The sequence below is a fragment of the Flavobacterium sp. GW823-FHT06G12 genome, from assembly GCF_058794775.1.
In genome coordinates this window covers 132,615-152,683 of sequence record NZ_JBXAHE010000003.1, presented here as the reverse complement: position 1 = coordinate 152,683, position 20,069 = coordinate 132,615, and the positions used below count along the sequence as shown (strand labels likewise).

12 protein-coding genes are annotated in these 20,069 nt (G+C 34.9%); 1 reads left to right on the top strand and 11 read right to left on the bottom strand.

What is annotated here, in order from left to right; translation table 11 throughout:
• Positions 1–21: 21 nt before the first annotated feature.
• The 11 genes from AC1Q5Z_RS13370 to AC1Q5Z_RS13320 form a co-directional block, all read right to left on the bottom strand.
• Complete coding sequence (locus AC1Q5Z_RS13370) at positions 22–1,986, bottom strand: sialate O-acetylesterase (protein WP_492445242.1); 1,965 nt, start codon at positions 1,984–1,986, stop codon at positions 22–24.
• 24 nt (positions 1,987–2,010) lie between these two features.
• On the bottom strand, positions 2,011–4,281 hold the full coding sequence (locus AC1Q5Z_RS13365) for a GH92 family glycosyl hydrolase (RefSeq protein WP_492445240.1): 2,271 nt from the start codon (positions 4,279–4,281) through the stop codon (positions 2,011–2,013).
• Between the two features lie 48 nt (positions 4,282–4,329).
• Complete coding sequence (locus tag AC1Q5Z_RS13360; protein WP_492445238.1) at positions 4,330–5,619, bottom strand: family 43 glycosylhydrolase; 1,290 nt, start codon at positions 5,617–5,619, stop codon at positions 4,330–4,332.
• Between the two features lie 2 nt (positions 5,620–5,621).
• Entirely contained in the window at positions 5,622–6,731 is a 1,110-nt protein-coding gene (locus tag AC1Q5Z_RS13355) for a glycoside hydrolase family 26 protein (protein WP_492445236.1), read from the bottom strand.
• An 81-nt stretch (positions 6,732–6,812) separates the two neighbouring features.
• A complete protein-coding gene (locus tag AC1Q5Z_RS13350) occupies positions 6,813–8,348 on the bottom strand; it encodes a hypothetical protein (protein WP_492445234.1) in 1,536 nt (511 codons plus the stop codon).
• Between the two features lie 27 nt (positions 8,349–8,375).
• Positions 8,376–9,518 carry a glycan-binding surface protein gene (locus tag AC1Q5Z_RS13345; RefSeq protein WP_198858483.1) on the bottom strand — a complete coding sequence of 381 codons (1,143 nt, stop codon included), beginning with the start codon at positions 9,516–9,518 and terminating at the stop codon, positions 8,376–8,378.
• 16 nt (positions 9,519–9,534) lie between these two features.
• Positions 9,535–11,226 (bottom strand): RagB/SusD family nutrient uptake outer membrane protein, encoded by a 1,692-nt coding sequence (locus AC1Q5Z_RS13340; RefSeq protein ID WP_198858484.1) that lies wholly within the window; start codon positions 11,224–11,226, stop codon positions 9,535–9,537.
• A gap of 10 nt (positions 11,227–11,236) precedes the next feature.
• The gene (locus tag AC1Q5Z_RS13335; RefSeq protein ID WP_492445231.1) at positions 11,237–14,395 is read right to left on the bottom strand and encodes a SusC/RagA family TonB-linked outer membrane protein; all 3,159 of its coding nucleotides are present in this window, start codon (positions 14,393–14,395) and stop codon (positions 11,237–11,239) included.
• Positions 14,396–14,735: 340 nt separating this feature from the next.
• A complete protein-coding gene (locus tag AC1Q5Z_RS13330) occupies positions 14,736–17,264 on the bottom strand; it encodes an alpha-glucuronidase family glycosyl hydrolase (protein ID WP_492445229.1) in 2,529 nt (842 codons plus the stop codon).
• Between the two features lie 35 nt (positions 17,265–17,299).
• On the bottom strand, positions 17,300–18,121 hold the full coding sequence (locus AC1Q5Z_RS13325) for a sugar phosphate isomerase/epimerase family protein (protein ID WP_492445227.1): 822 nt from the start codon (positions 18,119–18,121) through the stop codon (positions 17,300–17,302).
• Positions 18,111–18,989: a phytanoyl-CoA dioxygenase family protein gene (locus AC1Q5Z_RS13320; protein ID WP_492445225.1), complete on the bottom strand. Its 879-nt coding sequence runs from the start codon at positions 18,987–18,989 to the stop codon at positions 18,111–18,113. The genes AC1Q5Z_RS13325 and AC1Q5Z_RS13320 overlap by 11 nt, the downstream gene beginning before the upstream one ends.
• A 149-nt stretch (positions 18,990–19,138) precedes the next feature.
• On the opposite strand from AC1Q5Z_RS13320, the gene AC1Q5Z_RS13315 reads away from it, so the two are divergent.
• Positions 19,139–20,014, top strand: a complete 876-nt coding sequence (locus AC1Q5Z_RS13315; RefSeq protein ID WP_492445223.1) for an AraC family transcriptional regulator — start codon at positions 19,139–19,141, stop codon at positions 20,012–20,014.
• The last annotated feature ends 55 nt before the right edge of the window (positions 20,015–20,069 follow it).

The window sequence follows — 20,069 nt, the reverse complement described above, 5'->3', positions numbered from 1 at the left end:
TTATTGATCTGATAAACATAATTATCGGTTTTCTGTAATTCCTTTAAAATTGTCTGTGCGAAACGGCACTAAAGGCAATCCTTCTTTGTTATAAATATTTCCGTCCGGATTATTGCTCCAGTCGTAACGAATTGCAATTGGTTCTTTTACATCATCATTATATAAAACAATTGTATTTCCTTCCTGATGCCCTTTTGCCCAAACAAACTTTTCATCTTTTCCTGCAATGGCAAAGCCTTTTACATAACCGTAACTGTCTTTCACTTCTAAACCTGAACCCAAATTTGAAAATGTAACAACAACTTTATTTCCTTTAATTTCCATTGATTGATATTTTGGTCCGCTAAAAACAACGTTTTTATTGTACGCCACTTTTAAAGCAGAAAGCGCTAATCTTTTTCCAACATCCTGTTTATTTCTTGGGTGAATATCGTCCGGATTTCCAATATCAATTGCCAAAGCCATTCCTGTATTTGGAAGCTCTAACGCTTTGGTTTGTGCTTCTCTTAATTCTGCCCAATCGTAATTTGCTGGCTGTGCTTCGTCGTGCATGAAATTGGCTAACTGAACAAACAGAAACGGAAAATCAGATCCCCATTTTGTTCTCCAGCCTTTTATCATGTCCGGAAATAAAGTTCCGTATTCAAAAGCACGATCTGCATTAGATTCTCCCTGATACCAAATTGCACCTTTGATTGCATAAGGAACTAATGGCGAAATCATGGCATTGTAAAGCGTTGTCGGCACATATTGCGGTTCTCTATTTAATGGATATTTTGGCATATTTTCTGTATCAACAGCAGTTTTGTAAATCCAATTTCCGGCTAATGATTTTGAAGAAGAACCAATTTCCATAAATAAATCTTCAGCGTTACCGTAAATTCCGCCACCGCCACCGGTATCGTTTACACGAATTGTCAATACATTTCTCCCTTCTTTTAAAAGGTTTTTCGGAACGATATACGTTCGTAACGCTTCATGACCTTTGGTTTCTCCAATTTTAATTCCGTTGAAAAACGTAATATCTTCGTCATCAATTTTTGATAAATGAAGTGTCAAACCTTTTGCAATTTCTTCCGCAGATAAATTGATTTCTTTTCGGAACCAAACCACACCGTCATAATTAGGAAGAATATTTGGCTGTTCCCAGTTTCCGGGTAAATTCATTGTCGACCAAGTTGAAACATCAACATCAGTATCTGCCCAAGTTTTTCCGTTTTCCTGATAACCTCTGTCTTGCCCTGAAGTTTTTGTCCAAATCGCTAAATCTTGTTTGTATTTCGAAAGCAATTCGCCAACATCATCTTTGCTTTTTGAAAGGTTTTCTGCTTCAGATGCATATCTTGGAAACTTTTTAACCGATTCTAAATCCGTCCAGGATTCTGCCGGAGTTCCGCCCCAATTCGAACTGATTAATCCAATCGGAACCTGAATTTCTTTTTGAAGATCTCTCCCAAAGAAATACGCCACCGCAGAAAAATTCGGAACCGTTTCCGGACTGCATTCCATCCAGCCGTTGCTTACAACATCTTCTTTTGGATGACTTGCAACTGCTTTTTCCACCATAAATAATCTGATGTTTGGAAAATTGGCATCGGCGATTTCTTTTTTGAAATTGTTTACGGTTGCACTTAATGGCCATTCCATATTCGATTGTCCCGAAGCAATCCAGACATCTCCAATTAAAATATTTTTTAAGCTAATTTTATTTTTTCCTTCAATAGTCATTTCATAAGGGCCTCCAGAAGAAACAGCTTTAAGCTCTAATTTCCATTTTCCGTGTTTTCCGGTTTTTGTCTGATATTTTAAGCCTAAAAAAGTTACCGTGACTTTTTCTCCGCTTTCAGCCCAACCCCAAATCGGAATTTTGACATCTCTTTGCAAAACCATATTGTCGCCAACCAATTTTGGAAGTTTTACATTGGCAAAAACTCCGCTTGAAAATGCTGTTATAAACAGTGTCAGGAAGATTAAAATACGTTTCATATTCTATTTGTATTATTCTAAGTTTTATTTCTTTTCCGGATAAAATGTTGGAGGCATATCGTTTACAGCACTTCCCCATTTCTTATTTGGATTTTTACCCATTTTAAATTCGATTGATCCTCCCTTTTGCATTTCATTCCAATCCAACCATAAACTCGAAACATTTTTTCCGTTTATTTTCATTTCCTGAATATAAGGCGCATCAAATTCTGCATTTTTTCCGTCGATGGTAATTTTCTTTCCGTTTTCTAAACTGATAGTAGTTTTTTCAAAAAGCGGACCCGTAACAGTAAATCCAGCTTCTCCCGGCAAATACGGATAAATACCTAGTGCAGAGAAAACATACAATGCCGACATTGCTCCAACATCATCATCGCCTGGCATTCCGTTTGGTAAATTTTTGAAAACATCTGTAACGCGACGAACATTATATTGTGCTTTCCAAGGTTTTTGAAGGTAATTATAAACATACATTGCTCCAAAACAAGGTTCATTTCCAACCCAGTAAAAAGGTTTTTCTGGTGCCCAACCTATTTCGATTTTCGACACAAACTGGTCCAGACGATTTTCTACAAAAGCGTTTCCTCCTACTTTATCAATTAATTTTTTCATGCTTTGCGGAATGCTCCAGAAATACTGCATGGCATTTCCTTCGTTGTAACCATTCTCGCTTGATTCTCCAAATGGCGTAATGAATTTTCCATCAGAATTTCTTCCCTGAATAAATTTATTTTCAGGATTTAATAAAGTGAAAACATTTTGAGAACGATTTAAGTAATATTTCTCTGCTTCTAGATCATTTGCTGCCTGACAAATTTTAGCAATCGAATAATCATCAACACCATATTCTAATGTCATCGAAGCACCATAACCATGAAGATCTACAGGAACATAACCTAACTTTTTATATTCTTCGACCGCATACCAGCCATGAGATTTTCTGCTGGAATGAAATTCGGTTGAAACTTTTTTCATCATATCTTTAACTGCAATCAAATCAAAATCTTTGGCGCCCATTGCATACATATTGGCTATAAAAGGGAAAGGAGAATAACCATTCATAACGCCATATTCCTGATTATTCATACTCCAGTTTGGAAAAGATCCTCCTTGCTGTGCATCTAACAACAAAGACTGAATCATATCTGAGGATTCTTTTGGAGCAATAATAGCTTGTAAATGTGCTGTTGTTCTGTAAGTATCCCAAAGCGAAAAGTTTACATATTTACTTCGCCCTTTTTCGATTGTGTGAATTTTATCATCAAAACCAATGTATTGTCCATTTACGTCTTCAAAAATATTTGGCTGTAATAAATTGCGTGAAACGGAAGTATAAAAAACTGTTTTATGATCTTCATTTTTTCCTTCGACCAGAATTTTATTCAAATACTTTTCCCAGTCTTTACGAACTTTTTCATAAGTGTTTTCAAAACTCCAATCCGGAATTTCTGCATTTAGATTCTGAATGGCATTTTCTATGCTAACGAAAGAAATTGCTGTTCTCATTTTAACTTTCGTTTTTCCCTGAAGATCAAAAGTTACATAAGATGCAATGGCACTTCCGGAAATATTCTCGCTTCCTTTTGTTTTATTTTCGGCTCTCCAGTTTCCGACTTCTTTAAAAGGAGTATCAAATTCGGCTACAAAATAAACTCGATAAGGTCTGTCGTTTGGATCGCGCCAGCAAAAACCTCCAGTTGACATAAAACCGCTTACTCTATTGTTTTTAGAATCAATTTTCAGTTCTCCAGCAGAGATTCCGTTTGCGTTATTTGTTGGGGCAAAAACGATGGATGCTTCTTTATTTTCAGGAAAATCTATTTCTCCAATTGAAGCTCTTTGTGTTGTTGTAAATTTTACATCAGTATTATAAGTATCTAATTTTACCGAATAAAATCCCGGTTTTGCAACCTCATTTTCATGTGAAAATTTACTTTTGTAAGCTCCCTTATTGTAAACTGGAGAAAAATTCAAATCGCCAACAACTGGTAAAAAAGGTAAATCCTGCATAGCATGACAACCTACTCCTGAGAAATGCGTCATTCCGAAACCATAAATTTCATCCTGCGTATATCGATATCCAGAGCGTGAAGTTTCGTAATTGTCAAATACATTATTTGGACTGATCGAAATCATGCCAAATGGTGCCTGAGCTCCTGGATAAAGATTTCCCCATTCGCCAGTTCCTATAAAATTATTTACATAATCTACAGGCGATTTTTTTTGGGCGAAAGCCAAACTTCCTGCCAAAAGCAATGCGGTTAATACGAAGGTTTTTTGTTTAATTATTTTCATTTTATTCCTTAAAAAATTATACTATTCTAAAGCTGTATTTTCTAAAATTTAGTTGTTCTTTAAAACCTGAACCTCCCAAAGTGAAGCATTTCTGTCTTCAGAATTGTTTACTGTAACTTTTACATATCGTGCTTTTCCTGCTTTTGACTGCATCATTTGTGTATAACCCTGAACGGCTTCCTGACTATGATCTGCATATAATTGCCAATTCTGATAATCTGTAGAAGTCTCAATTTTGAAAGTGACATATTTATCAGGATATTCAAAACAGACACGAACAGCGTCAAAAGAAAATTCTTTACCTAAATCTATAGTAATATCACTTGGTGCGCCACCTGTTGTCCAGCGTGTGTCGTTTTTACCATCAACAGCTTTACTGGCTTCAAAACCTGCATTTTGACTGCTTGAAAAAGCATTTTTATTTAAAGCCAGGTTGGTGTATTTTCCTTTTTTATTTAAGGTTTGTGCTAAATCATCAACATAAGAAATCAAGTTGATTTTTCCGTTTTTAAACTCAACTTCAGAAACCGCTGGAAAACGGTAATCACAAGTTGGTCCTTTTACCAAATCTTGCCTATGGTAAAACATAAAAGAACGTCCGTCAATTTCTGTTATCGAATGATGTCCCGGACCAGAAATTCCAGCGTTTAAATCTGTTTTTAAAATCGGGCTATTTGAAGCTTCTTCATAAGGACCATCGATATTTTTTGATACCGCATAACGCACTTTATAACTGGTTTCCCAACAGCGCCCGCCAGCCCACATGCAATAGTAAAATCCATCTTTATAGACTAAATAAGGTCCTTCTGTATAATCAAAAAGGTTTCCTTTTATATAAATTTTCTTTTCTATTTTGGTTAAATAGGTTGGCGATTTTACATCATTATCCATTAAAAACAATTCGCGTCCTGCAGAAATCACATAGATTTTTCCGGAAACCGGATCACGAAAAGGTTCGATATCAAAACCTCCTAAATGTGCTTCTTTTTTGAAAGGTCCTGTTGGAGAATCTCCAGAATACACATATCCTGAATAATCTACAGAAGATTGGCAATACAAATAATATTTTCCGTTATCTCCCTGAATTACAGCCGGAGCCCAAACGGTTTCGTGTGGCATTCCTGCAATGGTTTGCACATCCCAATCTGCAAAATTTTTTGTTGTCCAGACTAATTGTTCCCCGTCATTGCCGCTGTAATATCCATCAGTCGTGGAATACATATAATAAGTGTCTCCGAATTTTTTAATACTTGGATCTGCAAAATACCCTGGAACTACAGGATTTTGAGCCAACATCGAAATGGAGAAAAAACTAAAAAGGACTATTAACTTATTCATATTTACTTCTTTTGATATACTTTTTCTTTTGTCAAATCTTCCTGAAAAAGCACTTTTTGACTTTTATAAAATGTTTTAAAATTATTCTCGCTCACCTGACCCGGATATGGAACAAAATAATGATCTGGACGGCCGTTTCTCCAAAGCATAACATAAGACATATCAGCATTTTCAAGAATTGGTTGTAGCACTTCTGTCCACCAATTTGGGTTTGGAATTTGCTCTAAACCAACTTCTGTAAAGGCTATTAATTTGTCATGCTCTGCACCTATTTCTTTTAAGGTCGAAACCATTTTTTTTATTCTGTTTCTAAAATCTTCATCCGTTTTTGGAGCATCTGTCTGATAAGCGTCAAATCCTAAAATGTCAACATATTGATCGCCCGGATATCTTTCCAGATAATATTCTTTGTTTGGAAATTCTGTTGTAGAATAAGCATATAAAACATTTTCTACTCCTTTGCTTTTTAAATAATCAACTGTTAATTGCCAGAATTTTATATAATCCTGAGCTGAAGTCTGCGGACTTCCCCACCAAAACCAATTTCCGGTTTGTTCATGCAATGGTCTAAAAATTACCGGAATTGCATTTCCGTTCTCGTCTTTCAAACTATTAAAGAAAGTAGCCGCTTTATCTAAATCTTTATGATAAGCCGACATCAATTTTGGCTCTTTTAAAAGATGTTTTATAGTAGATGTTGTATCCCAAGCTGATTTTCCGTTGTACGGATTTACTTCGTGCCAGCTAAAAGTATTCAGACCGCCTTTTTTGTAAACTTCTTTTACATATTCTTTCATTTTATTGAATGAAACTCCGTCAATATTCAAAGAATCTCCTAATTCTAAATGACCTAATTCCCAACCATAAACTGCAGGATAATCTCCCACGACTCTTTTTACATCTGAATTACCTTGCTCATAAGCCCAGCCAATTCCGTAAGCCAAATCGTCCTGATGTCCAAACAAGGTTCCTTTTTTAGTTAATGCTTTCAGGTTTTGCAAAACCACTTCTTTTGATGGTTTTTCATGTTGTGTTTTGTTTACTTTATTTGTGCTACAGGAAACTGTCAGTATCAAAAAAACAACACTCAATAAAGTATTTAAATTTCTCATTTATTTTAAAAATTGAAAAATGACAAAGAAGAAAGCTCAGGAAAGTTTCTTCTTTGTCGGGTAAAAATTACTACTTAACTATTATCTTAATCCAACTTTGTCAACAATCACGTAACCAAATTTTCCTTGGATTGCAAAATCATTAATTTCGGTTGCTGAACTCAATGCTGGCAAACTTGATAACGGAATTACAACATCTGTCCAGGCTCCAATTTTTACCTGAACCGTAGTGATTCCCCAATTATTATTAATCATAATTCCTAATTGCTGATTGTTTTCCAAGCCTTCACCTCCATAAACAGAGAATACAAATTCTGTCATTCCAGCTGTAGAAATACTTCCTCCGCCAAAACGAAGTCCGTCCCAATCCTGCCAGTCTTTTCTAACTGCTTTTGTGCCTTCTCTTACTTCTGTCGTGTAAGCCGGATTTACATCTCCTCCCCAACTCCAGTTAGCAAAACCATTTCTGTAATCATCGTCAAAAATTACTCTGTTTAGTGGAATATCAGTTAGACCTGCAATTTGAATTTCAGTATTAGTTTCAACTAAGAAATCATTGATAGTTTTCAATTTAATTGTTCCATTAAAAGAACCTGTAGGAACTTTAAGTACAATTTTCGTTGCTGATTGACTAACGAATGAAGTAATTGGAGAAGCTGCTCCCGGAATTATTACTTCTTTTACCAAATCTAAATCAGTTCCTGTTAATGTCCAGTCTGCATCAATGGCTACTGGTTTAGGTGCTGCGTTTGTAATAATTGGCAAGATAATTTTAACCGGCTGCGGCGTTTCTACCACAACTCCAGAATAAGCCGTTAATGCTATTTTTCCGTCCGTTGCTGTGTTTGGAACTTTTACCACAATTTTTGTTGCTGTCTGGCTTTCAAAAGCCGCACTTTCTGTACTATTTGGAAATTTAATTGTTTTTACTAAATCCAAATCTTCTCCATTAATAGTCAACAAATCACTATGTTTTACGCTTGCAGGTTCAAGAGAAGATAATTTTGGCAAATCGATGATGATATCACTTTCAGATTGAAAAGTGTAAGGTTCTGTTCCGCCTCCAATAATTAAAAGCTGTCCAGTTTTAGCATCTAAAGGAACTTTAACAACTAATTGTTTTAATGAAGCGCTTACAAATTCTTTTACTTCAATTCCGTCAGCAAATACTACAGAAGTTACCCAATTTAGATAATCTCCCGTAATGGTAATATTCTCTCCCGGTTTTGCTTCAGGTGTAATGCTCGCGATCATAAAAGGAACATCAAAACTTAAAACTGTTTTTGAGGTTATTTCTCCTCCATCATAAATTAAAGTTACTTTTCCTTCAGTAGCTTCTTCAGGTATAATCAATTCAATTTTTTCTGAAGTCTGCGACACAAAATCATCGCTAGAAACCTCAACACCTGGAAGCATTATAGAGGTAACACGATCAAGATTATGACCTATAAAAGATATTTTCTCGCCATGTTTTTGTCCCGAAGGACCAAAACTTAAAAGCTCAACAACATCATTGCTGCTGTCTGCATCGTCATTGCTACACGAAACAGTTACTCCAATGATTATGAAAAACATAATCAGGAAGTAAAACGGGTTATTATTTATATTTTTTTTCATTTTGGTTTAGGTTTTATATAAAATGAATTATTTTAAAGTTTTTGGTACAACTCTAAAGTTATCTACAGAAATATCTGCATCAAGCGCTCCGTCACCATGAACGATTAAACGAGAAAAATATCCAGCTGCACTTGGCTCGTGACCAGGTCCTAATAGTACTTTTTCTAAAGGCACAACAATTGTTTCCCATTCTCCTTCTGTATCATATGGAGGACTCCATAAATAAACGCCACCACTCCAATAGTAATCATCAAAATCTGACGCTTTGTCTAATAAAACCTGAAATTTCAGCGCGTTTGCGTTATATGGTTTTAATGTATTTATTTCAAATTTGAAATTGTATTTTTCAGGATGTGTTAAGGCGTCATCCGGTACATTTCTGCTTTCTGCACCAAAGACATCTGGGCCACCGCTGAAAAATGCGGTATAATCCCAGCTTCCAATATTTTTCTTCACTCTGATATAGTTTCCATTGATTGCTTCAGGATCTCCAGCTCCAGGAGATGTCACTATAAAATCAGATCCTGCTTCACCACTCACAAAAATATTTCGGTTATCCCTAAACCAGAAATCAGATTTAGTTTCTCCAAAATTTGTTTTGATTGTAATAGGTCCCGGCTGAGCACCTTCTGGAACAACAATATTCAAAATCTGATCATTTTCAATGCTGGAAATTGTCGCTTGTGCACCTCCTGTAAAAGTTACTGTCATTGGTTCGTAAAAGAAATCTCCCTGAATTGTTGCTATTTTACCAGTAGCCACATATTCACTTTTCATTGCTTTCATGAAAGGCTTTCCGATTTTTACTTTAAAATCATAAGTGTAAACGCCTCCTGAACCGTCAACTAATCGAATTTGATTGTTTATCTCTGTCGGAATTTTTCCCGGAACATTGGTAAGTATTGAAGTTTTGGTTACATATACTGGCGATATAAATGCTTTAAGATTATTAAACCAAACTTCTTTTGTGTTTTGAAGATTATCTCCAATAAGCGCTAAAAGCTGTCCCTGACCTGCTTCGACCAATAATGAATCTGAAGAAGCAGGATCTGTGACTCTCACATAACTAATGTAAGGACTTCTGCTGACAGCTTCTTCAGATGAGCAAGAAACCACAGTTATTCCCAGAACAACTAATAAGGCTGTTGTTATTTTATATAAAGTTTTCATAATGTCTTTTTTAAGATTACTGTTTACCTGCATAATAATCTACAGGCGTTTTACCCAAATTAGGAGCCTGACTCATCTCTGTAGCGGGAATCGGGATTAAAAAGTTTCCGTCATTTGCTGCATAACTTCTAACCGTTACCCAAGATGTTTTGGTAAAAGTCCAAGATGTAGGATTTGGAATTCTATCTGGAACAATTGCAAAAGCAGCTCTATCCTGATTACTGATAATATCATATGCTTTTTGAGGATTATAGTAATGTAGACGAACTAAATCGTACCATGCCATAGCTTCTACAGAAAACTCAATCATTCTTTCGTCAAAAATTCTATCAAAAGTCAATGGTCCCTGAATTGCATTTAAACCAGCTCTTGTATGTACTGCATTGAAGTATTGTATTGCTTTTGTATCTGTGGTCGAACTATTATTTCCAACTGCAGCTTCGGCGTAAGCCAAATAAATTTCTGCCAAACGCAGCATATACGTATTGATTTCATAAGTATGGAATCCTGCTAAACCTCCGTTATCTTTAGCTTTACCAACGACATATTTTTTTGTTGAAGCATAACTAATCTCTGCACCTTGACTATAAGGAAAGCGAAGTTCTTGATCTGTTCCATTTTCTAATGTCTGTGTGATTTCAGGGTAATGTGCACCAGGAAGCATAAAGGTTGCTTTCAATCGCTGATCGAGTGTTTTACCTTCCATCATATTGGGACTTCCTGCAACAGGATTAATTCCTTCATATTTACTTAAAATCCACCAAGTTGCGCTAAAATCTCCTCCCCATCCGTCACCATTAGCTATTGATGGGCTAAACGCTAAAGAAGAAGGTGCAGTATTTGTTGTTGAGCTGTAAGTTCCTGTATAAAGCCATTGAAGTGAAAATAACGATTCTGCATTGTTTTCATTTTTGGTCAAGAATAAATCAGCATAGTTTGGCTGTAATTTAGCACCACTGCTAGTTATAACTCGTTCTGCATAATATTTTGTAGAATCAAGATAAACCTGATTTCTATTTCCCTCAGTTCTTCCAACACCAGCTCTTGTCAAGTAAGTTCTTGCCAACATTCCTTCAGCGGCCCATTTTGTAATTCTGCCTGTTTGTAAAGGAGTTTCTTTAAGATCTTGAGCGGCTGCACGGTAATCTTTGGTAATAAATTTCCAAACACTTTCTGGCGTATTGCGTACTGTTGTCGTATCTCCAACCAATGTAAAATTGTTTGTAATAATTGGCACCGCACCATAATTCATTGTTAATAAACTGTATGCTGTTGCTCTCATAAATCTGGCTTCTGCAATAGTTTGTTTTTTAACTTCTGGATTAACATTAGGCCCAGCATATTTATTTACGTTTATAATATAAGTATTACACTGTCCGATTGTATTGAATAAAGATTTCCAAACATCATAGTTCATCTGTGAGTTCGGAGTTGTATTGAACTGCACCATGTCTGGATAATTGTAAACCGACATCATTGTTCCTCCTCTAAAATCTCCAACACTAAATGAAGCTTTATCATTATATAAAAACCATACTTTATTGTATAATAATGCAGAACCTGCTAAAACTTGTTCGTCTGTTTTATAAAACTCCGCATCTACAGGAACGTCCTGAGGCGGTCTTTCTAAAAATTCTTCAGAACAGCTTGTGAAAAGCAATAAAAACAGACTGGATACTGTAAAAATTTTGAATGTTATATTTTTCATCACGCTATTTTTAAAAGTTAATTCCTAAATTAAATGTGTACATTGGTGTTAATGGATAACGTCCATAATCAAATCCGATAGGCTGAGAACCAGCATTTGAACCACTTCCTACATAAGAACCTACCTCAGGATCATATCCGGTATATTTGGTAAAAGTTGCAATGTTTTGAACCCCTAAACCAAGTCTGAAACCGCTTACACCTGGTATGCCTTTTAAGATTTCTTTACCAAATTCATAGTTCAATGAGATATTTTTTATTCTTAAATAAGAACCGTCTTCTACCCATTTACTAGTGTGTCTGTCATAGTTTCCGTTTCTTGAATTCGAAACTCTTGCAACATCCGTATCAGGATTTTCTAGATAAGGATTTCCATTTGCATCTTCTGCAACTCTTGCATAATCTAAGGCGTGAACTAATAAATTACTTCCCACACTTACGTTTACAGGATTTGAGTTGACACGTTTTGTATAATTGTAAATATCATTTCCGTAAGAACCCGTTAATAAAATTCCTAAAGTGAATCCTTTGTAAGTAAATGTATTGGTCATACCTCCAAATAATTTCGGATATGGATTACCTATAAAAGTTTGATCCTTTTCGTCGATAATTCCGTCTGGAACACCGTTTGGCCCGCTGATGTCTTTGTATTTAACATCTCCAACCCAAACACCTCCCTGATCTTTATTTACAGGAAGTTTGTTTCCTTGATTATCAACCGGCAAAGCACTGTTATTGATTTCATCAAGTGATTGAAATAATCCTTCTTCAACATAACCGTAAAACTGCCAAGGCGTTTGTCCGACAACAGAGCGCTGAGTCCATTCTTGGAAATAACGAGAGTAACGATCTAAAATAGCCGACTGAGTGTAGAATTTTTTAATTTTTGTATTAAAGTGCGAAACGTTTACATTAGTTGTCCAAGAGAAATCTGCTGTTTTAATATTTACTGTATTAACCGCAATGCTCCATCCTTTGTTTTGTAAAGCTCCTACGTTTACTGTAGGCGGCGCCATTCCTCCTTCTCCGTCAACACCATAGTAAAGCGGTAAAGGAAGATCCATAATCAAGTTATCTGTTTCTTTTACATAAAAATCTCCTTCAACTGTAATTCTGTTGTTGAATAATCCAAGATTAAAACCAATGTTATTCGTTGTAGTTTCCTCCCATTTCAAATCAGAGTTTGCATATTTACTTGGCAAGAAACCTGTTCCCCATTGTGTTGGGCTACCGTCTAATCTTCCGTAGATTACACCTCCAGGACCATTGCTTCCTGTAACTCCAGATTCAAATCTTAACTTTAAATCACTGATTGATTTTACATTAAAAAAAGGTTCTTCTGAAATTCTCCACGCTGCAGAAGCAGATGGGAAGTAGCCCCATTTATTATCTGGACCAAAGTTTGAAGATCCATCGGCTCTTAACGTAGCATTAATAAAATACCTGTTTTTATAGTTGTAGCCTGCACTTGCAAGGAAAGATTCTAAAGCCCAATCATTTTTACCCCCTGTTGCAATAGAAGTAGACTGATCTCCAACATTTAAATCAGGAATATCAACTGGAAAGTTTTCTCTATAACCTGTTAACTGTTTCCAAGCTCCACTTTGCGCTTCGTGTCCTAAAATTGCTGTTACAGTATGATCTCCAAATTTTTTATCATAATTAAGGAATTGGTCAAATTTCCAGTATGTGTTTCTATTTTCAACATTTGTAAGCTGTGTATTGATTCTTTCGTTAACTCCAAATTTATATTTTGGCAGAAAGTACATTCCGCTTCCGTATTCAATATTTGTATTAAAGGATGTTTTGAAAACTAATCCGTCTATAATGTCAATTTTCAAATTTAATCCTCCTAAAAACTGTCTGGTTAAAACTTCATTTTTATTTAAATTAGCCATCGCTATCGGATTCGGAACACTATATCTTTCTGGAGAATCCGGATCAGTGCTTCCCCCACCATAAGTTCCGTCAAAGTTTTTTACTGGAATATTCGGGCTCAATTTTGTGGCATTTAAAATAACCGATTCAGAAGTTGCTGCAGCGACATTTTCTGTCTGGTTGATATTGAAATTTGCTCCAATTGTCAGCCAGTCGTTTGCTTTGTTATCTAAGTTCATACGAACAGAATAACGATCAAAATTAGACCCTTGAGAAATACCCTGCTGATTAAAGTATTCTCCTGATAAATAATACGTTGTATTTTCACTTCCTCCGCTTAAACGTAATTGATGTTTAGTCATTGGAGCTAAACGATATAATTCTTTTTGCCAATCTGTTCCCTCTCCCAAAATAGAAGGATCCATAAATTCTGGAGGAATTACCCCGCCTGTCAATTTTTGGTATTCTCCTCTCAGCTGCGCATATTGTCTTAAATTCATGACATCAATTTTCTGAGGTGGTGTTTGAAGTGAATAGGTATAATCATAATCAATTCTTACTTTTCCTGCTTTACCTCTTTTGGTGGTAATTACAATTACACCGTTTGTACCTCTTGAACCGTACAATGAAGTTGCAGATGGCCCCTGAAGAATATTCATAGTTTCAATGTCAGCCGGGTTAAGACCCGCTAATGGGCTTGAAGAACTTAATAATCCACTTCCAATTTCTTGAACAGTAATCTGCACTCCATCAATAACATACAAAGGCTGATTTGTTCCATTTAGAGAGTTAACCCCACGAATATTAACAGACAAACCTCCTCCTGGTTCACCCGAATTTTGAGTTACGTAAACTCCCGCAGCTCTACCCTGAATGGCTTGTTCTACAGTTGTATTTACAGTCTCTTTTATAGCTTTTGCATCAATAGTTGCTTGCGCACTGGTTAAATCTGTCTTCTTGACTTTGGTATAACCTGTTACCACAATTTCCTGAAGCGATTCTGATTCAGAAGATAATGCCACATTTAATGTTGCTAAAGTTCCTGAGTTTATCTTTTTTGTTTTATATCCAATGAAAGAGAATAATAGATTTGTTGATTTCGGTACCGAAATGGTATAAGCTCCGTTAAAATCTGTCATTGTAGTTTGTCCTCCGCCTTCCGATCGAATATTTACCCCAGGAAGCGGGTCTCCGGAATGCTCATCAGTTACTTTACCGGTAATTTGCTGTTGTGCAAAAGCAACCGGTATAAGAAAAAGCCAAAAAAGGCCGGTAATTAAAAGGTTTTTCATAAGGTTTAGTTATTTAATTAGTCATGTTTCTTTTCAAAATCTGTTTCTTTTCTTAGTGGTTCTTCAAGAATTTCAGATTTACTTTCAAAATTGTTTTTTGGTTACTTGGATTCATTTTTGTTTTTTTTTGCTATTTTTTTTAGTGAGTAGATATTATTATTTTTTCATTTTTTTAGGCAAAAAGAGTCCCTGTACGAGATATTTCACTCGTATTAAAACCGTTCCGATAAGGCAAAAGATGACTCGATATATTAGTCAATCAGAAAAAAAATGACTAATATTTTTTTAGATAATCTTAAAAATGAAACATTAAATTCTAGCTTGTTTTCTTATTAAAGATTTACCAAACTGTAACAGCTTCCGGCTCACTTTGAGGGGAACGAACCGTTTTAGTTCCAGTTGTTACTTCTACATAATAAGTAAAGCTATTTTGATTATATTCTTTAGGGGTTATTTCTAATTGATACACATTTCTGTTCACATTCTTCAATGCTTTTTCCGTATAATTTTTCTCATTTAAGACTTTGTAAAATACTTTTACCGAAGCAATTTTTTGAGAAGACAAAATCCTGACTTTAGTCACTAAAGATTCTCCTTGTTTTATAATGGTTTGCCTTGTTGGCATTACAATTCTGGTTTCGCCTTTATATGCTGTCGACATTTTAATTTCTGGAATATCTCCTAACAATTCTGTCAAAACTTTATCGTATTGATGAATCTGATTTAGACTTCCAAGATTATGCTGTTCTAGATTTGCAATAGTTCCCATTTCGCCATTTGTACTTACAGTCTGCATCAGGTAATCTCCCATTTTTTCCCAGGCTTTTGCAACTTCATTTCTTTTTGCAATTAATTCATTAGCCAGTTTTATTTTTTCTTCCTTTGATTTTGCTTTTCCAATTTGTCCGTTTAAACGTTCCATATCAGCCAAAATGCATCCAACATTTCCTTGATATTTTGCGTAATAAAAAGTGTTTAACCAATAATTGTAACGTTCCAGATTCCCTTTTCCTACAACAAGATTTTTAGCATTTTCATACGTTTTTATAAAATCATATTTTTTCTGATACTTTTCCCAAGCTTCATAATTTGGTTTAATCATTCCAGGACCTTTTTTGCCCCAGTCGGCTGTTCTTGGAAAATTAGCATGTCTGTCTTTGCTTCCTAATTTAAATTCCCCTCCATCTAAAGAAGTAAACAAATTACCTAATTGAGTAGCGGCTTTTGGTCCAAATTGCAGTGAAGTCCACTCTTTATATATTTCACTTGGATTAATGTGGCGAATACTGTCTCCTGGAGATTTATATTTATCAGCTTCCCAACCTGATCTTGCCAAAGCCATAAAACTTGGCGAAAGATTTTTTGTTCTCCAGTGAATTCCCATCATTCCTGTACATCCAAAGCGAAAGGCATCTGAGGCATCTTTCAAAATTCTTCCCGCCCAAAACTGTGGTGTCACCATTGCAGGATCATCTTCAACCCATGAGATTTGCCATTTTGGTCTGTTGTTGACATTTTTAAAAGCAGACTCAACAGGCGTAAATCCAACTTCTCTATTAATTACAGAAAAAGGCATTTCTTTCGGAAATAAATTGTCAAATTCCGCTCGGTCTCTTGCAGGACCTAAAACCCAACCACTTGTTGCTAAAGTGAAAGGTGCTTTGACATTGCTTTTTGCCTGAATGGCACTTTGTATATCCTGAATTGTTTTTTCAACCGCCGCATCATTTTGTCCGTCCCAAGTCCAGGTTTCTGGCGTCCAAAACCAATAATAATCTAACGGATGTGTTGCCATAATTCTAGAAAAAATTCCCTCGTACAGCTTTACTCTTGCTTCTTTAGAATTCAAATCAATGCCCTGAGCAATCAATCTTTGCTGTACATCAAACGGAATTGTTAATGGCGTTTCAGTTCCGATACATGTTTTTACCCCTAAATCTTTTGCCAATGTAAAAGTGTTTCCAAGCATTGATCCAACTTCATCAAAAATCTTTACATTTTCTTTTTCTGTATGAGGCCATCCCGATACATTTTTCATGTAAGAAGCGCCATACCTATCTGTTTCAAATAATTGTGAAGCTCCAAAATGATAATCAGAAGTATTTTTAGGATAATAAGCCCAAGTACTGTCTGCCGTGTTGGAATGCAAAACCGGATAAGCAGATTTTACAGTTCCGTTTTTATTAAACTGATCTTTTGTGCCAATCCAAACCATTGGTTCTGCGCGTTCCCAACCTCCAAATGGGCGTTTTTCAGGATAAGTATGAAATCCGATAAAGTTCATTCCCATTTTTGGCAATTGAGAAATAACAGCTTTATAATCTTCTTCATTCCACCAATCCGGTCCTTCAGGAAAATCATGAAAAGGCTGAATTCCTCTTAATGCAAATGCAGGATTATGTGTTTCGTTGAAACCATTCAGTTTTACAGTATCCAATTTTTCGTCAGGAATAATATCGCCATCAATCATAAAACCAACACCAAGCGATTCTATGTATTTATAAGCTCCGTATAGAATACCTTCTGATGAGCCTCCAACAATAAAAAGCTGGTCTTTTTCTTCAGATTTCAATAAATACGAATCTCCTTCAACTTTTATAACATTACTTTTGTTTTCAAATTTTTCAAATTGAGACAAAATAATAGCTTTGCCTTTTACTTGCTCTTTTCCTTCATAAACTGCAATTTCCGGAAGTTCCCCAGATCTCACATAAATATATTTCTGAAGTTCCTTAGCAGCCAGAATTTCTTTTGGCGATGCGTCTTTTGCATAATAAATAGTGAGCGTTTTTGATTCGCCACAACTTATCAAAACAAGTAAAACAACTGTTACACAGATTAATTTTGCTAAAGCTTTTTTGTAATTCATTTTAAAATTCATTGTAATTCTTCTAAAAGTTTTTTTTAATCCTGATATCTATTTTTTAAAAAATGAAGCATTCTTTCATTAATATTCCATTGATCTACAACTGGCTGTTTGGTATATGGCAGAACAAACATATAAGGCGCGGGACCAAATTCTGGTGTTATGCTTATTTGAGATTCACCTTCAATTATTTTTCTTTTTATAATGGCATCCCACCAGTTTAAATGTTTCTCTAAAGCATCATTCCACTCTGGAGCAAAAGGATCTGAAACTTGTGCCGCTTCAGTATGACCAATTCTTGCATGAATATGTTCTGTTCTCTCAAGTGCTAAATTCATAGCCTTTTGCTGATCATCCAAATAAGATTCTGCAACATTTACCCAATGTGAAGCATCTAATGTCAGCTTTAATTCCTGATTTTCTTCTAAGAACTTTTCTGTGATATGAGCTGCAAAAGAAAACTTGTTTCGGTGCGTTTCATGATAAATTGGTATTCCGATCTTTATTTCACTTTTCTTTGCTTCAGCAATCAAAATCTGATTTTGTTCTTTCGAAAAAAAATCTTTTCCTGTTTGCGAATTAATGCAATAAAATGGTAAACCTGAAACTTTTTCCAGCCACTCATTGTATATTTTTAAATGTTCCTCAAAATTCGAATCATTGGTGTCAAAATGCTGGGCAATTATTTTTAATTGGTATAAATTTGAAATCTCTAAAACCCTTTCAATTTCATTTCTCGAAACTTCTTTTGCAATCGCCCACTCCACACCATCATACCCTGCATTTTTAACCTTTTCAAAAAACTCATTCCAATTTAAATTTTCACTTCCCCAGCGAGGGCAAAAAAAATTAATCTTCATTTACATTTATTTTTGACTTTATAGCCAAAACTTCCGGCCTTAAAAAAGGTTTATTAACATCCGTAATTTCTTTATAGGAATAAGGATCAATTCCTGCTACAATTACAATATCACGCAAATCATCAGATGGCGGTAATTTACCATCCTGATCCCACGGTAGCATTGATTCTGCACTCATGTAATGATTAACTAAAGCCGTTCTAAAATTTGATGCGGTCTGATTTCTCAATGAACTGTGCAACGTATATCCGTTAAAAAACACTACAGAACCTCTTTTTACCTCAACCGGAATCATGTCTTCCTGCTTGTACGATGACACATCTACGGTATCAACATCGGCAAAGCTTTTATTCTCATTTTTTACTCTTGGCAAAATGTATCCAAGTTTATGAGAACCTGGAATAATCCATAAACAGCCATTGTCAATATTTGCATCATCAATCGCAATCCAAACACCAATTAGCGATTTATCTCTGGTTGGGATATAAAATTCATCCTGATGCCATGATTGTCCAGCTTTCCCTGGAGCTTTTACAAAAAGCATCGATTGCATACACTTTACATTTTCGCTAACTAAGTTTTGAAGTATTGATACTATTTTATCATGTTTTAAAAAAGAATAGATAACTTGTGAAATTTTATGCGGAAAATGAATAGCCACATATTTTTTTAGAATGTCTTCGTCTTCTTCATTTTGAGACGATTCAATAAGACCGTCAATTAAACCACGATTCCCTTTAAATATTTCCTTTGTTTCGTTTTTTAGAATATCTATCTCATTATCAGACAATAAATCTGATACAATTAGATAACCATTATTATCATAAAACTCACGTTGATTTTTTATATCCAGATTCAAATTTGTCATTATTTTAAAATTCTTATAATTAAAAATTCATTAACATTGCAAATAAAAAGAGTTTTTCGGGAAGATACTGCGCAATAATTGTTTAGTTTATAAACTATTTTAATATTTTAAGTAATCTTCATAAATTAATTGTCGTAAAAATATTATAAATGAAACCACATGTTCAAAAATTACCATTATCGCAAAATAATTCGTTTGTCGCGAGAACATACTGCACACCTAATTTTGAAGTAACCTGGCATCAGCATGTTGAGATTGAAATTATATTTTTTACTCAAGGTGAAGGCTTAGGGTTTATTGGAAATGATGTTAGTGAATTTAAAACCGGAGATGTTTATTTTATTGGCTCAAATGTTCCGCATACCTTTCAAAAAAGAGATAAAAACATGATAACCAGCGCCATTGTCATTCAATTTAAAGAAGATTTTTGGGGAAGCGATTTTTTAAATCTTCCTGAAAACATTCATGTCAAACAGTTAATTGCTACTTCTAAATTAGGATTGAAAGTCAACGAAAAACATACAGCTAAACTTGGAAAGCTGATTACTAAAATGCAGGATGGCCCATTTCATAAACGTATTTTACTTTTATACCAATGCCTAACCATATTGACCAAGAAAAACTGCTACACTAAATTAACAGAACAACAGATTGCTTTTCAAAACATTAAGGAGAAAATTAGAATTGAAAAAGTATTCAATTACAGTATCGAAAATTTCCAAAATGAAATCAAAATAAAAGACATTGCAGATTTGGCCGGAATGACGGAGCCCGCATTTTGCAACTATTTTAAGAAAAGTACCAAAAAGTCATATATCAATTTCCTTAACGAAATAAGAATCGGACACGTGTGCAATCTTCTTTTAGAAACTAATCTGCCCGTTTCAGACATTTGCTACGATAGCGGATTTCAAACTATTGCCAATTTTAACAAACAGTTTTTGAAACTTAAAAAAATGACTCCATCCAAATACAGGATTTTATACAAAAAAGAATCATTTTATGAAATTCCGGAGATAGCTTAATTTGAAAATCAAAATATTAAAATTGTTTTAGAAAAAATATCTTCATTTTGAAGTG